Origin of the sequence: Sphingomonas sp. TDK1 (assembly GCF_001650735.1) — a bacterium.
GTDB lineage: Bacteria > Pseudomonadota > Alphaproteobacteria > Sphingomonadales > Sphingomonadaceae > Sphingomonas.
In genome coordinates, this window is record NZ_LXVY01000044.1 from 282054 (window position 1) to 296190 (window position 14137).

A 14137-nucleotide genomic window follows, 5' to 3' on the forward strand; every position below is an offset into this window, starting at 1 on the left:
CGGGTTTGGCAGGCGCAAATCGTTCCTTATCAGCAAACTCCAACGAAAGTCACCGCCAATCCGTGGACCGGCGGGCACCGGATACAGACCACCGCCGCAACCGCCTTTGGGAGCCTGCCTGAGCGTCGGTGACGGGCCGCTGCAAATCGCTTGCTGAAGGGGCACCCTAACCCCTAGATTACGCTTCAATGACACTTGCCATCACCGACCTGTCACGAGACCGTCGGATAGAAGATCCGACAAACCTGTGGATTATCCATCCAGCAGCGCGCCGCCTGCTGCCCTGGTTCCTCGCGCGCGGGATCTCTGCCAATGCCGTTTCCCTGGGCGGGCTCGCCCTGGGCATGGTGGCGGCGCTCGCCTACGCGCAGTGGAAAATCTGGCCGTTCGCCCTTGCCGGCTTGCTGCTGTCCGTCGGCTGGCTCGTCGCCGATGGCCTGGACGGGATGATCGCGCGCGCAACCGGCACCGCGAGTCCGCTAGGGCGCGTGCTGGACGGGTTGTGTGACCATGGCGTTTTCATCCTGATCTATGTTTCGCTGGCCCTGTCGATCGGCACGTTGGAAGGCTGGGCATTGGCGGTCGCCGCCGGCGTTGCCCACATGGTACAGTCAAACCTGTACGAGAGCGAACGGACCCGCTTTCACCGTCGTTGCAAGGCGGTGGCGATGATCGCGCTTCCTGCGCCGAGCCGCAATCCGCTCATTCGCCTGTATGATTTTGGCTGGGGCATGCTGGATCGTGTCGCCGCACGATTCGACGACGTACTGCAGCATCACCGTGCTCCCGCAGACCTTGCGGCGACCTATGGAGCCCTGGCCGCCAAGCCCATGCGGCTGATGAGCCTGCTGTCCGCCAATGTTCGGGTCTATGCGATTTTCCTTGCCTGCCTTGTCGGCAACCCACGCCTGTTTTGGTGGTTCGAACTCGTTCCACTGAACATCATCCTCGTCTTCGGACTATTCCAGCATCGCATGGTCGAAAATCGCCTCGGAACAGTATCGATGGATCGCTCTTCAAAAATCAAAGGAATAAATAAGTAATGTCGGCCATCAATATCGCCGTCGTTGGTGTGGGAAACTGCGCCAGCTCTCTCGTGCAGGGGCTTTCCTACTATCGCGAGGGCGCAAATGAGACCGTCGGGCTCATGCATTGGGACTTGGGCGGCTATAAGCCGAATGATATCCGTGTCGTCGCGGCTTGGGACGTTGATCAACGGAAAGTCGGCAAGGACGTATCGGAAGCGATTTTCGCCAAGCCCAATTGCACCGCGATTTTCTGCGAAACCGTGCCGCATACCGGGACGAAGGTGCAGATGGGGCACGTTCTCGACGGCGTCGCCGAGCATATGGCGGACTATGACGATCATCGGACCTTCCTGCTCTCTAGCGAGCGCGAAGCAACCAAGGCGGAAGTGGTTGCCGCCTTGCGCGAGACCAAGACCGATGTGCTGATGAACTATCTGCCGGTTGGCTCGCAGGCTGCCAGCGAGTTCTACGCCGAATGCGCGCTCGAGGCGGGTGTGGCCTTCGTCAACAACATCCCGGTGTTCATCGCCAGTGACCCCGTATGGGCGGAACGCTTCACCAAGGCTGGCGTGCCGATCATCGGCGACGACATCAAGGCGCAGCTCGGTGCCACCATCGTGCATCGCGTGCTGACGGATCTGTTCGCCAAGCGGGGCGTCAAGCTGGAGCGGACCTATCAGCTCAACACCGGCGGCAACACCGACTTCCTGAACATGTCGAATCACCGCCGTCTAGCCTCCAAGAAGATCTCGAAGACCGAGGCGGTGCAGTCGGTCGCGGCGGAGCGTTTGGAAGACGAGAATGTTCATATCGGCCCGTCCGACTATGTGCCGTGGCAGAATGACAACAAGGTTTGCTTCCTGCGGATGGAAGGCACGATGTTCGGCGGCGTGCCGATGAACCTCGAGCTGCGCCTTTCCGTCGAGGACAGCCCCAACAGTGCCGGCGTCGCCATCGATATGATCCGGTGCGCCAAGCTGGCCAAGGATCGCGGCCTGGCGGGGCCGATCGATGCGGCATCGGCCTATTTCTGCAAGCACCCGCGTTTCCAGATGACCGATGATCTGGCAGCGCGCGCAGTCGACGAGTTCATTGCCGTTGCGGCGGAATGATCGACACCGGCATTGTTCTCGCGGCAGGCGAAGGCTCGCGCCTTCGCGCTGTCGCGCCGCTCAAGCCCCTTTGCCTCGTTGACGGGCAGACCCTGCTTGCCCACGCCGTCTTCGGCATGGCGCAGGCGGGGCTTGCGCACACGATCGTGGTCGTCGGCTATGAGGCCGAGACGATCGAAGCCTATGTCGCGGCGAACGACTGGCCGATCCGTGTCGAGACCGTACGGGTAGAAGACAACCGGCATCCCAACGGGTCGTCGTTGCTCGCAGCGGAGCCCCTGCTGAACGGTGCGGAGGCGATCCTTGCGATGTGCGATCACCTGGTCGAACCGCAATTCTACCGGCGCATGGCGGATACCGCGACGGGCGGCGGTGCGTCGCTCGGGATCGATCGTCGGCTCGATAACGATTGGGTCGATCTTGACGATGTGACATGCGTTCAGACGGAGGGCGATCGCTTGGTCGGCATCGGCAAGGGCCTGGCCCTCTACGATTGCTTCGACACAGGCGTCTTCACCGTCGGCAAGGGCCTCTTCGATGCACTTCGCGGACTGGAAAAGCCATCTCTCACCGAAGGGATGCGGCGTCTGGCATCCGACGGGGCCGCCGGCATCAAAGATTGCAGCGATCTTGAATGGATCGATGTTGACGATGAGCGGGCGTGGCGCATTGCGGAAACATGGCTCACATCAAGCCGTCATCGCGAGGGCGACGCTCAACATCGGCGCTGATAGCACCGGATAATGAGGGGGGGGTGGTGGAGTGCGAAATCAACACTTAGTCGCGAGATTGGAGGACAAGGAGGACGTCGCGCGCTGGTCGGGAACGTCTTGAGTTAGTCGCGACCAGAAATCGGCCAAGCGTATTGCAAGCAGCCTGATCGAAGGGCCATTCCAAACCGGCCAGGTCACCGCAAACTTCCGTCTATCCGCGTTTGCGAAACTCGGCTTTGATCACCGCACCGCCGACGCGAAGCTGATCGAGGTAGTCAGAACACCACTGCGCCATGCGGACCCGCTCATCCCAATGAGCCCCCGGTGGTACGCTGCCCGGACACGATCCCTTTCGCCGTTCGCCAATGCACGCTCGATCGCATCGGGGTGCCAAAGGCCGGATTCATTGAGCAGCGTGCTCGCCATGGCGCGGAAGCCGTGGCTGGTCATTTCGTCATGCTCGAAGCCCAGGCGCCGAAGTGCGACATTCAGCGTGTTGTCGGAGATCGGACGCAACGTCGTATGCAGCGCGGGAAACAGGAATTCGCTTGAGCGGGCAAGCGACCGCAGATCCTGAAGCAGATACAGCACCTGCCGGGATAGCGGCACAGCGTGCGGCTGCTTCCTCTTCATACGCTCCGCAGGCACGCGTCACACCTTCTCGGCGAAGTCGATCTCGCTCCATTTCGCCTGCCGGAGCTCACCCGGCCGTAGGCACACGTGCGGTGCGATCCGCAGCGCGTAGAGCGTTTCGGGGCGCCCCTGATAGTCTTCGATCGCGCGAAGCAGTTCCCCGACCTTCTTCGGCTGAACGATCGCCGCGTGATGTTTCACGCGTGGAACGGTGAGCGCACCCCGGAGAATGTCTGCCGGGTTCTTCTCCGTACGCAGGGTCGCGAAGCCATAGCGAAACACGCGACCTGCGAAGGAGCGCAGCCGCACCGCCGTTTCATGATGCCCGCGACGTTCAACGCGCTTTAGGACATCCAGCAACTCGTGCGGCGTAATGGCCGCGATGGGCCGGCGGGCGATCCCGCCCAGCAGTTCGAGAAACCAGCGCGCCTTCTTGAGGGTCGCCGCCGATTTTCCCTCCCGCTCCATTTTCTCGATATATTCATTGGCGACCAGCTCGAAGGTGGTCTTCGCTGCCAGTTCCGCCTCAAGCTGCTTCTGTCGCTTCTGCTCGACCGGATCGAAGCCGTCAGCGAGCTCGGCGCGCGCCTCGTCTCGCTTTTGGCGCGCCTGCTGGAGGGTAACCTTGGGGAAGCTACCAAGCGACAGCTTCCGCTCGATACCATACACCTTGTAGCGAAACCGCCACGACAGTGCCCCGGAAGGCTGCACGAGAAGATACAAGCCCTCGCCGTCCGGAACCTGGAACGGACGTGCCGTAGGCTTCAGGGCGCGAATCTCGACGTTCGTAAGCATGGTGGGCCACGCCTTCCTGCGATCTCCGTGGCCCACCGATTCGTGGCCCACTTTGGGTGGGCCACGGTGGAACAAAATGGGAAACCACGGGACCCGCAGGAGACATTTTACCGCAGTTTTCCGCGGTTTTCTACAATGTTCTCAATATGTACTGGTGCGCTTACAGGACTCACATCTGGCGCTGTAGCCCGCAGAAAAGCGTGGGTTCTAGCGGAGCCTGCGATCCGTGGCCCCTTCGTGGCCCACCAAAAAATCTGGTCCGAAACCCGGACACAAACCCTCGCCCGAAACCATTTGGTACTTTGCAAAAGTGATTCGCTAACGCTTTTTCAGACCGAAATGACCACCGCCGAGAAAACACTAACGCATTCTGATTAAGGGAATCCTGGAAACTGTCCGTCGTCCAAACCACCGAACCCGATCGCGGTGAGCACGAGGGAGGTGGCGAGCTCATCATCCAGGCTCTCGTCTATCGGGAACATAGTACACCGTCCTGGATGGTCGGCCATGTCGAGGACGTGGATTCGGCGTTCGGAAAGCTGGGCGGATTTTCGCGGCGTCGTTCGCGCGGTCATCGACCATGCTCGCGACGCGCCGGCCCCCGCCGATCGGTTCGCCGTGCTCGCTCGGCCTTTTGATAGCGCAGTTGGGGTGGAGGGTGCCTACCGATTGGCCGTCATCCCTGGCGAGTTGCTTGGGGAGGATGAGGTGCTGGTACCTGAGAGGGAGCGCGCATGGCGCTCCGTCGCGGCCGATAACGGTGAACTGGCGGATCATGTGATTTCCACCCCATGTTCCACGGTTGCACATGCGGCCAGCCGGCCAGCGATCAGGGCTTCCGCCTCGGTGACAATCCGACTGATCAGGTCGCGGCAGGTCGGCACGTCATGGATCAGCCCCTGGACCTGCCCCGCCCAGATGAGTCCGGCATCGAGATCGCCTGTTTCCAGCGCTGTCCGTCCCCGCGCGCCGGAAACCAGCGGGCGGATATCTTCGAACACCGTGTCCGGCGCGCCAGAACGCGCGACCACCGCATCCGACACGCTGTTCTTCGCCACCCGTCCAGTATTGCCGAAACGGCGGAAGATAAGGTTGGTCGCGCGCTCGTCATTGTCGACAAGGAAGCGCTTGACCGCATCGTGGATCGGCGCTTCCACGGTCGCGCAGAAGCGCGTGCCCATATTGATGCCCTCCGCTCCCAGCGCCAGCGCTGCGACCAGCCCGCGCCCATCGGCAAAGCCGCCGCTCGCAAGCATCGGCACCCGCACCCGATCGGCAGCGGCCGGGATCAGGACCAGACCAGGCACATCGTCTTCGCCGGGATGGCCGGCGCATTCGAACCCGTCGATCGAGATCGCGTCCACACCCATCCGCTCGGCCGAAAGGGCATGGCGGACGGCGGTGCATTTGTGGATCACGGTGATGCCGCGCGCCTTGAACGCTTCGACATGTTCCTGCGGGCGATGGCCGGCGGTCTCGACGATGGTGACGCCGCTGTCGATGATCGCCTGCCGATACTCGGCATAGGGCGGCGGCGAGACCGCGGGCAGGATCGTCAAGTTCACCCCGAACGGCCGATCGGTCATCGCGCGGCAACGATCGATCTCGCGACGAAGGTCATCGGGTGTCGGCTGGGTCAGCGCGGTGAGCATCCCCAAGCCGCCGGCGTTCGACACGGCAGCGGCAAGCTCCGCCCGCCCCACCCACATCATGCCGCCCTGCACGATCGGGTGCTCGATGCCGAGCAGCTCGGTAATTCGCGTGCGGAGGGCCATCACAGCGCCTCGACGATGGTGACGTTGGCGATGCCACCGCCTTCGCACATAGTCTGCAGGCCATAGCGCTTACCGCGCGCGCGCAGCGCGTGGATCAGCGTCGCCATCAGCTTGGTGCCGCTGGCGCCGAGCGGATGGCCGAGTGCGATCGCCCCCCCGTTAACATTCAGCCGCGCGGGATCGCCGTCGACATGGCCCAGCCAGGCGAGCGGCACCGGCGCGAACGCTTCGTTGACTTCGTATAGGTCGATATCGTCGATCGACAGCCCCGCCTTGGCGAGTGCACGATCGGTGGCAAACAACGGCTCTTCGAGCATGATCACCGGATCGCCGGCGGTAACGGTCATGTCGACGATCCGCGCGATCGGCGTCAGCCCGTGCGCCTTCAGCGCGCGTTCGCTCACTACCAGCACGCCGCTCGCCCCATCGCAGATCTGGCTCGCATTGGCAGCGGAGATGACGCCGCCTTCCTGCAACAGCTTCACGCCACCTATGCCTTCCAGCGTCGCATCGTAGCGAATGCCCTCGTCTCGAACATGCAGGCCGCCGTCGACCGGCACCGGCACGATCTCGTCGGCAAAGGCGCCGCCATCGGTGGCGGCGGCGGCGCGGCGGTGGCTTTCGAGCGCATAGCGATCGAGCGTCTCGCGATCGAAGCCATGCTTGCGCGCGATCGCTTCCGCGCCCTGAAACTGGCTGAACTCGCGCACGCCGAAGCGCGCGGCGATGCTGGGGCTGACCGGGCCGATGCCGATCCCCTCGCGCTGGTGGAACGACAGGTTGGAGAACATCGGCACTCGCGTCATGCTTTCGGCGCCCGCCGCGATCACCACGTCCTGCGTGCCGGACATCACCGCCTGCGCCGCGAAGTGGACCGCCTGTTGCGACGAGCCGCATTGCCGGTCGATCGTCACCGCCGGCACGCTGGCCGGCAGCTTCGAGGCGAGCACCGCGTTGCGGGCAAAGGCAAATGCCTGCTCGCCCGCCTGGGTGACGCAGCCGAGGATCACGTCGTCCACCGCCGCCGGATCGATCCCGCTGCGATCGATCAGCGCATTAAGCACGGTGGCGGCGAGATCGGCGGGGTGCACCCCGGCGAGGCGACCGTTGCGGCGGCCGCCGGCGGTGCGAACGGCTTCGACGATATAGGCTTCGGCCATGCTCAGACTCCCTGGAAATTCGGTTTGCGGCGGGCGGCGAAGGCGGCGAACCCCTCCTGGGCCTCCGCCTGTGCGCCGCTGCGTTCGATGGTGGCGGCCTCGCTTTCGAGATGGTCGCGCAGCAATGCCGCTCCGCCGTCCAGCAACAGTCCGCGCGCTGCACCCAGTGCTCCCGCGGGCGCGGCGACCAGCCGGGCGACGCAAGCCGCCGCCTCCTCCGCCAGCGCTGCATCGTCGACGGTGGCAGTGACGAGGCCCGATCGCTCCGCTGCCTCGGCATCGAGCCGCTGGTTGGTGAGGATCATCGCCTGGGCGCGGCGCAGGCCGATCAGGCGCGGCAGGAACCAGCTCATGCCGCCATCGGGGGTTAGGCCCACACCGGTATAGGCAGCGGTGAAATGGGCCGAGTGCGCGGCGATTACGACATCGCCGATCAACGCGAGACTGAGCCCGGCGCCCGCCGCCGCGCCGTTGACCACTCCCAGCAGCGGCTTGGGCATCGTCATCAGCGTCAGGATCGCGCGGTTGAGCGGATCGATCAGCCCGCGCAGCAGGCGTGGCGCCTCGGCCCCCGCGGTTGCCATCGCCGCGACGTCGCCCCCGGCGCAAAAGATGCGGCCGGTACCGGTCAGCACCACGCAGCGTATCGTCGCATCGGCCGCCACCTCGACCGCAGCCTCAGCCAGCGCCTCGGCAAGCGCGAGGTTGATTGCGTTGCCCGCCTCGGGCCGATGGAGCCGGATCTGCGCCACCGGACCATCGCGTTCGAGCAGGATCGGGCTCATTGGCACGCCTCCATCGCGGCGCGCGCGAGGCGCGCGAGCCGGGGAAAGCTGGCAGCACGTTCGCGGGCATGGGCAGAGGCCGCCGTGCCGCGGATCACCCGTCCCTTGATCCCGTGGAAGATCGCGGCCAGCCGGAAGAAATTGAACGCGACGTAGAAGTCATAGTCGGGCAGCCCGGCGCGGCCTGTGCGCGCGCAATAGGCGGCGACATAGGCCTGCTCGTCCGGGATCCCCAGCACAGCGATGTCCGCCCCGCCCAGCCCCGCGACGATATCCGGCGGCATCCGGTACATCAGCGCGTGATAGGCGAAATCGGCGAGCGGATGGCCGAGTGTCGACAACTCCCAGTCGAGCACCGCGACGATCCGCGGCTCGCTGGGATGGAAGATCAGATTGTCGCAACGGAAATCCCCATGCACCAGCCGGGTCTCGTCACCTTCGGGGATGTGCGCGGGCAGCCACGCAACGAGCGCGTCCATGTCCGCATCGCGGCCGGCGTCGATGTCGTCGAGATATTGCCGGGTCCAGCGGCCGATCTGGCGTGCGAAGTAATTGCCCGGCTTGCCGTAATCGGCCAGCCCGATCACCGCCGGATCGAGCTGGTGCAGCGTGGCGATGGTCGCGTTCATCGCATGGAAATAGGCGGAGCGCTCCATAACCGGCACATCGGAGAAGGTCGCGTCCCAAAAGATGCGGCCCTCCACGAGGTCCATCACATAGAAGGGCGAGCCGATCACCGCTTCGTCGGCGCAGACACCGACAACCGCCGCGACGGGCACGTGCGATCCCGCGAGCGCGCGGAGCACGCGCGCCTCGCGCAGCACGTCGTGCGCGCCCTTCAGCAGCGGGCCCGGCGGCTTGCGGCGCAGCACATAGCGGCGCTTCGGCGTGGAGAGCCGATAGGTCGGGTTAGACTGGCCGCCCTTGAACTGCTCGACGACGAGCGGCCCGGCAAAGCCCTCCACTTCCGCAGCCATCCAGCGCGCGAGCGCGGCCTCGTCGAAGCGGTGCCCCTCGCGCACCGGCGTGGTGCCGGCATTGCTCGCCTGATCGAGCGGGGTCGCCATGGTCAGCACCCCTTCCAGGCCGGCGGACGCTTCTCGGCGAAGGCGGCAGGGCCTTCCACCGCATCCTGCGATGCCAGCATCGCCGCGAGCGCGGGATAGGACCATTGCTCGGCCATCGCCCGTTCTACCGGCGTCTCCAGCCCGCGCAGCACCGCATCCTTGGTAGCGCGCACTGCCATCGGGCTGCAGGCCAGGATGTCCGCGGCCCATTGCCGGGCGAGCGCCAGCACATCGCCCTCGGTCACCGCATTGACGAAGCCCAGCCGCATCCCCTCTTCGGCCGAGACCCGCCGGCCGGTGAGCATCATTCCCATCGCCTGCTTGAGGCCGATCGCGCGAGGCAGCCGCTGCATGCCCCCGGCAAGCGCCGCCAGCCCGACGCGCGGCTCGGGCAGCGCGAACACCGCCCGGGCGTGTGCAACGACGATGTCGCAGGCGAGCGCGATCTCGAAGCCGCCGCCCATCGCCACACCATTCACCGCCGCGATCACCGGCTTGGTCATGCCGAACCGCGCAGTGAGCCCGGCAAAGCCGCTGCGCGGCGTCTTGAGGCCGCCGCCCGCCGCCTGCTGCTTCAGGTCATGGCCGGCGCAGAACGCCTTCTCGCCGGTGCCGGTGATGATCGCCACCCATTGATCGGGGTCGGCGGCGAAGGCGTCGAACACCCCCGCCAGTTCCTCGTGCGCCCCAGCGTGGAGTGCATTGTGCGCCTCCGGCCGCGCGAGCGTGACAATGGTAAGCGGACCGTCGCGTTCGACGGTGATGCTGGACGCGGTCATGCGCGCTCCTTCCATGTGCGCTTGATGTGCTTGGCGAGGCTCCAGCGATGCACTTCGCTGGGGCCGTCATAGATCCGGAAAGCCCGGATCTCGCGGAACACCTGTTCGACGATGGTGTCGCCGGTCACCCCGGTGCCGCCCATCACTTGCACGCAGCGATCCGCGACGCGCATCAGCGCCTCGGAAACCGCCACCTTCGTCATCGAGCTTTCGATGCCGCCGGCTTCACCTGCATCGAGCACGCCGGCGCACCAGTCGATCATCCGCTCGGCCTGTTTGAGGTCGATCAGGTTGTCGGCGAGCTGAAACCCGACGCCCTCATGGTCGATAAGCAGCTTGCCGAACGCCTGGCGGCAGCAGGCATAGTCGGTGGCGATCTCGTGCGCGCGGATGCACGCCCCCAGCCAGCGCATGCAGTGTGACAGCCGCGCCGGCGCCAGGCGCACCTGAGCATAGCGAAAACCTTCGCCGCTATGCCCAAGCATCTGGTCGGCGGGCACGCGCAGATGGTCGATCCGCACCACCGCATGGCCGCCCGGCATCGAACTGTCGATCGTGTCGAGCACGCGTTCGATCGTGATCGCCGGATCGGGCAGGTCGACCAGGAACATGCAGGCGCCATCGGCGGATTTGGCCATGACGATGCCCAGCCCCGCACCTTGCGCGCCGGTGATGAACGCCTTGCGCCCGTTCACCACCCAATGGTTGCCGTGGAGCACCGCGGTGGTCTGCATCATCGACGGGTCGGATCCGGCGCCGCCTTCCTCCGCCGGCTCGGTCATGAAGAAAGCCGAGCGGACCTCGCCACGCACCATCGGATCGAGAAAGCGGCGCTTCTGCTCGGCGCTGCCCACCTTACCGAGCAGGTACATATTGCCTTCGTCGGGCGCGGCGGTGTTGAGCGCCACCGGCCCCAGCGGCGACAGGCCAGACAGGCACAGCACGTATGCGGTCTCGCGCTGGGTGAGATGGGTGCCGTCCGCGAGGATATGCGGCGTCAGCACGCCCGCCGCGCGGGCCAGCTGGCGCAGCTCGGCGACCATCGCATCGCTGGGGCCGTGGGCGTCGCGGCGACGATCGCGCTCAAAGGGCACGACCAGCTCGCGCACGAACGCTTCAACGCGGGCGCCGATCTCGGCCGCGCGCGGCGTCGGCGGGTTCATCGCGGCGCCATGCGGATCGCACCGTCGATCCGGATCGTCTCGCCGTTGAGCATCGGGTTCGTCACGATCGCCTCGACCAGCCGGGCATATTCGTCGGGCTGGCCCAGCCGCGACGGGAACGGCACCTGTGCGCCCAGGCTTGCCTGCGCTTCGGCCGGCAGCGTTTCGAGGAGCGGCGTCCAGAAGATGCCAGGCGCGATGGTCATCACTCGGATGCCGTAGCGCGCGAATTCGCGCGCGATCGGCAGCGTCATGCCGACCACGCCGCCCTTCGAGGCCGCATAGGCGGCCTGGCCGATCTGCCCGTCATAGGCCGCGACCGAGGCCGTGTTGATGATCACGCCCCGCTCCTCACCGATCGGGTCCGCAGCGTGCAGGGCGGCGGCGAACTTCGACAGCACGTTGAAGCTGCCGACCAGATTGACCGTCACGATCTTCGAGAAGGACGCGAGCGGCAGGGCATTGCCATCACGGTCGATCACCTTGGCGGGCGGGCCGATGCCGGCGCAATTGACCAGGATGCGCGCCTTGCCGTTGACCGCCTCCGCCTCCGCGATGGCGTTGGCCACGGCCTGCGCGTCGGTCACGTCGACGCGCACGAAATGGCCGCCGAGTTCCGCCGCCAACGCCGTGCCGAGATCGGCGTTGAGATCGAAGATCGCGACCTTCGCGCCGCTAGCGGCAAGCCTGCGGGCGGTGCCGCCGCCAAGTCCCGATGCACCGCCGGTGACGATGGCGGGAACGCCGTTGATGTCCATGCTGTCGATTCCTCCTCGATATCAGATCAGTTCGATCGCGACCGCCGTCGCCTCGCCGCCGCCGATGCACAGCGAAGCGATGCCGCGCCGGCCGCCCCGGGCGCGCAGCGCGGCGATCAGGGTGACCAGGATCCGCGCGCCGCTGGCGCCGATCGGGTGGCCGAGCGCCGTCGCGCCACCGTTCACATTCATACGGTCGCTATCGATGCCGAGCTCGCGCATCGCGATCATGGCGACGACCGCGAACGCCTCGTTCACTTCGAACAGGTCCACCTCGGCAGCGGTCCAGCCGGCGCGATCGAGCGCCTTGCGGACCGCGAACACCGGGGCGGTGGTGAACCATTCGGGCGCATGGGCATGCGCCGCGGTCGCGACAATGCGGGCTTGCGTCACGAGGCCAAGCCGATCCGCTTTGTCCACGCGCGTCAGCACCAACGCCGCCGCACCATCGGAAATCGACGCCGAACTCGCGGCGGTGATCGTGCCGTCCTGCGAAAAGGCCGGGCGCAGCAACGGGACCTTGTCGGGCCGGGCATTGCCGGGCTGTTCGTCGGTTGCGACCTCGATCGTCCCTTTGCGGCCCGGAACGGGGACGGTCACGATCTCGCCGGCAAAGGCACCCGACGCGACGGCGCGCTGGGCGCGGTCGAGGCTTTCGAGCGCGAAGGCATCCTGCGCTTCCCTCCCAAAGCCATAATGGCGCGCCGCCTCCTCGGCGAAGGCGCCCATCGGCTTGCCGGGGGCATAGGCATCCTCCAGCCCGTCGAGCATCATCGAATCGAGCACCCGGCCATGCCCGATCCGCGCGCCCGCGCGATGCCGGGGCAGCAGATAGGGCGCGTTGGTCATGCTCTCCATGCCGCCCGCGACGATGCAGTCCGCAGCGCCGGCGGCCAGCGTCTCGGCAGCGAGGATCACCGCCTGCATGCCCGATCCGCACATTTTGTTGAGCGTCGTCGCCTCGACCGAGTCCGACAGGCCGGCCTTGCGCGCTGCCTGGCGCGCCGGCGCCTGACCGAGCCCCGCCGGCAGCACGCAGCCCATATAGATGCGCTCGACCGCCGTATCGGCAACACCTGCTCGGGCAACTGCAGCGCGCACGGCCGCCGCGCCGAGATCGACTGCGCCGAGCGGCGCGAAGGCACCCTGGAACCCACCCATCGGCGTGCGGGCATGGCCCGCCACCACAATTGCGTCGCGTTCAGAGGCCACGGGCGATCACCATGCGCTGGACGTCCGACGTACCCTCGTAAATCTGGCAGACGCGGACGTCGCGATAGATGCGGGCGATGCCGAATTCCTCCAGATAGCCATAGCCGCCCAGCGTCTGGAGCGCGCCCGAGACCACCGCCTCGGCGGTCTCCGAGGCGAACAGCTTGGCCATCGACGCCGCCTCCAGCGCCGGCGCACCGGCATCCTTCAGTGCAGCAGCGTGGAGCACCAGCTGCCGCGCCGCCTCCAGCCGGGTGGCGAGATCTGCAAGACGGAAGCCTACCGCCTGGTGTTCGAGGATCGGCTTGCCGAAGCTGCGGCGCTCGCGCGCATAGCCGGTCGCGATGGCGAGCGCCGCCTGCGCCATGCCCACCGCCTGCGCGGCGATGCCGATGCGCCCGGCTTCCAGATTGGCCAGCGCCAGCGCATAGCCCCGGCCTTCGGCGCCGAACAGCGCATCCTCCGGCACCACACAGGCATCGAACCGGAGCGCGCAGGTGTCCGATGCCCCCTGCCCCAGCTTGTGTTCGACCTTGTCGACCGAAAACCCAGGCGTGTCGGTTGGTACGAGGAAGGCGGAGATGCCCCTGCGCCCTAGCGCCGGATCGGTGACCGCGATCACGATCGCGACCGAGGCGATCCGCCCCGAGGTGATGAACTGCTTGGCGCCGTCGATCCGCCAGCCGCCATCGACGCGGGTGGCACGGGTGCGGATCGCGGCGGCATCAGAGCCCGCTTCGCTTTCGGTAAGCGCGAAGGCGCCGATCGCTTCTCCCGCGATCAGCGCCGGCAGCCAGCGTGCCTGCTGCGCCGCCGATCCATGCTGCAGCAGCCCGTTCACCAGGATCGAGTTCTGGATCGAGACGATGGTCGAAAGCGCGCCATCGGCCGCGGCGAGCTCGATCAGCGCCAGCGCATAGGCGACGCTATCGGCTCCCGCTCCACCCCACTCGGCCGGCGCGGTCATGCCCATGAGGCCCATCGCCCCCAGGTCGCGGAACAATGCGGGCGGGAAGCCGCCCTCGGCCTCGAACCTTCCGCTGTCCGGGCGAATGCGTTCCTGCGCGAATGCGCGGACGGAGTCGCGGATCTGTCGCTGGTCTTCGGTGAGAATCACATCGCCTCTCCACCGGCATCCGTTGGCCGGATTGCCGCTG

General features: G+C 66.3%; 12 protein-coding genes and 1 pseudogene. 3 read left to right on the plus strand and 10 right to left on the minus strand.

Annotated elements, in window-relative coordinates:
• Positions 1–188 precede the first annotated feature (188 nt).
• Genes A7X12_RS21325 through A7X12_RS21335 form a run of 3 tightly spaced genes read left to right on the plus strand, consistent with a single transcriptional unit; the run spans position 189 to position 2871 of the window.
• Positions 189–1043, plus strand: coding sequence for a CDP-alcohol phosphatidyltransferase family protein (locus A7X12_RS21325; protein ID WP_064313442.1), 855 nt, complete (start codon positions 189–191; stop codon positions 1041–1043).
• Positions 1043–2140: an inositol-3-phosphate synthase gene (locus tag A7X12_RS21330; RefSeq protein ID WP_064313443.1), complete on the plus strand. Its 1098-nt coding sequence runs from the start codon at positions 1043–1045 to the stop codon at positions 2138–2140. Before A7X12_RS21325 ends, A7X12_RS21330 begins: the two co-directional genes overlap by 1 nt.
• The gene (locus A7X12_RS21335) at positions 2137–2871 is read left to right on the plus strand and encodes a phosphocholine cytidylyltransferase family protein (protein ID WP_064313444.1); all 735 of its coding nucleotides are present in this window, start codon (positions 2137–2139) and stop codon (positions 2869–2871) included. The genes A7X12_RS21330 and A7X12_RS21335 overlap by 4 nt, the downstream gene beginning before the upstream one ends.
• A 193-nt stretch (positions 2872–3064) precedes the next feature.
• Here A7X12_RS21335 and A7X12_RS21340 read toward each other — a convergent pair.
• From A7X12_RS21340 to A7X12_RS21385, 10 genes and pseudogenes are all read right to left on the minus strand, one after another.
• Positions 3065–4281 (minus strand): annotated as a pseudogene (locus A7X12_RS21340) (tyrosine-type recombinase/integrase).
• 773 nt (positions 4282–5054) lie between these two features.
• Positions 5055–6056 carry an NAD(P)H-dependent flavin oxidoreductase gene (locus A7X12_RS21345; protein WP_064313445.1) on the minus strand — a complete coding sequence of 334 codons (1002 nt, stop codon included), beginning with the start codon at positions 6054–6056 and terminating at the stop codon, positions 5055–5057.
• Positions 6056–7216 (minus strand): acetyl-CoA C-acetyltransferase, encoded by a 1161-nt coding sequence (locus A7X12_RS21350; RefSeq protein ID WP_064313446.1) that lies wholly within the window; start codon positions 7214–7216, stop codon positions 6056–6058. Before A7X12_RS21350 ends, A7X12_RS21345 begins: the two co-directional genes overlap by 1 nt.
• A 2-nt stretch (positions 7217–7218) precedes the next feature.
• The gene (locus tag A7X12_RS21355) at positions 7219–8001 is read right to left on the minus strand and encodes an enoyl-CoA hydratase/isomerase family protein (protein ID WP_064313447.1); all 783 of its coding nucleotides are present in this window, start codon (positions 7999–8001) and stop codon (positions 7219–7221) included.
• Positions 7998–9068 (minus strand): phosphotransferase, encoded by a 1071-nt coding sequence (locus A7X12_RS21360; protein ID WP_064313510.1) that lies wholly within the window; start codon positions 9066–9068, stop codon positions 7998–8000. Before A7X12_RS21360 ends, A7X12_RS21355 begins: the two co-directional genes overlap by 4 nt.
• Before the next feature lie 2 nt (positions 9069–9070).
• Positions 9071–9847: an enoyl-CoA hydratase-related protein gene (locus tag A7X12_RS21365; protein WP_064313509.1), complete on the minus strand. Its 777-nt coding sequence runs from the start codon at positions 9845–9847 to the stop codon at positions 9071–9073.
• Positions 9844–11010, minus strand: a complete 1167-nt coding sequence (locus A7X12_RS21370) for an acyl-CoA dehydrogenase family protein (protein WP_064313448.1) — start codon at positions 11008–11010, stop codon at positions 9844–9846. The genes A7X12_RS21365 and A7X12_RS21370 overlap by 4 nt, the downstream gene beginning before the upstream one ends.
• Positions 11007–11768 (minus strand): SDR family NAD(P)-dependent oxidoreductase, encoded by a 762-nt coding sequence (locus tag A7X12_RS21375; RefSeq protein WP_064313449.1) that lies wholly within the window; start codon positions 11766–11768, stop codon positions 11007–11009. The genes A7X12_RS21370 and A7X12_RS21375 overlap by 4 nt, the downstream gene beginning before the upstream one ends.
• A 21-nt stretch (positions 11769–11789) precedes the next feature.
• Positions 11790–12980 carry an acetyl-CoA C-acyltransferase gene (locus A7X12_RS21380; RefSeq protein ID WP_157105675.1) on the minus strand — a complete coding sequence of 397 codons (1191 nt, stop codon included), beginning with the start codon at positions 12978–12980 and terminating at the stop codon, positions 11790–11792.
• Positions 12970–14094 carry an acyl-CoA dehydrogenase family protein gene (locus A7X12_RS21385; protein ID WP_064313512.1) on the minus strand — a complete coding sequence of 375 codons (1125 nt, stop codon included), beginning with the start codon at positions 14092–14094 and terminating at the stop codon, positions 12970–12972. Before A7X12_RS21385 ends, A7X12_RS21380 begins: the two co-directional genes overlap by 11 nt.
• Positions 14095–14137 lie beyond the last annotated feature (43 nt).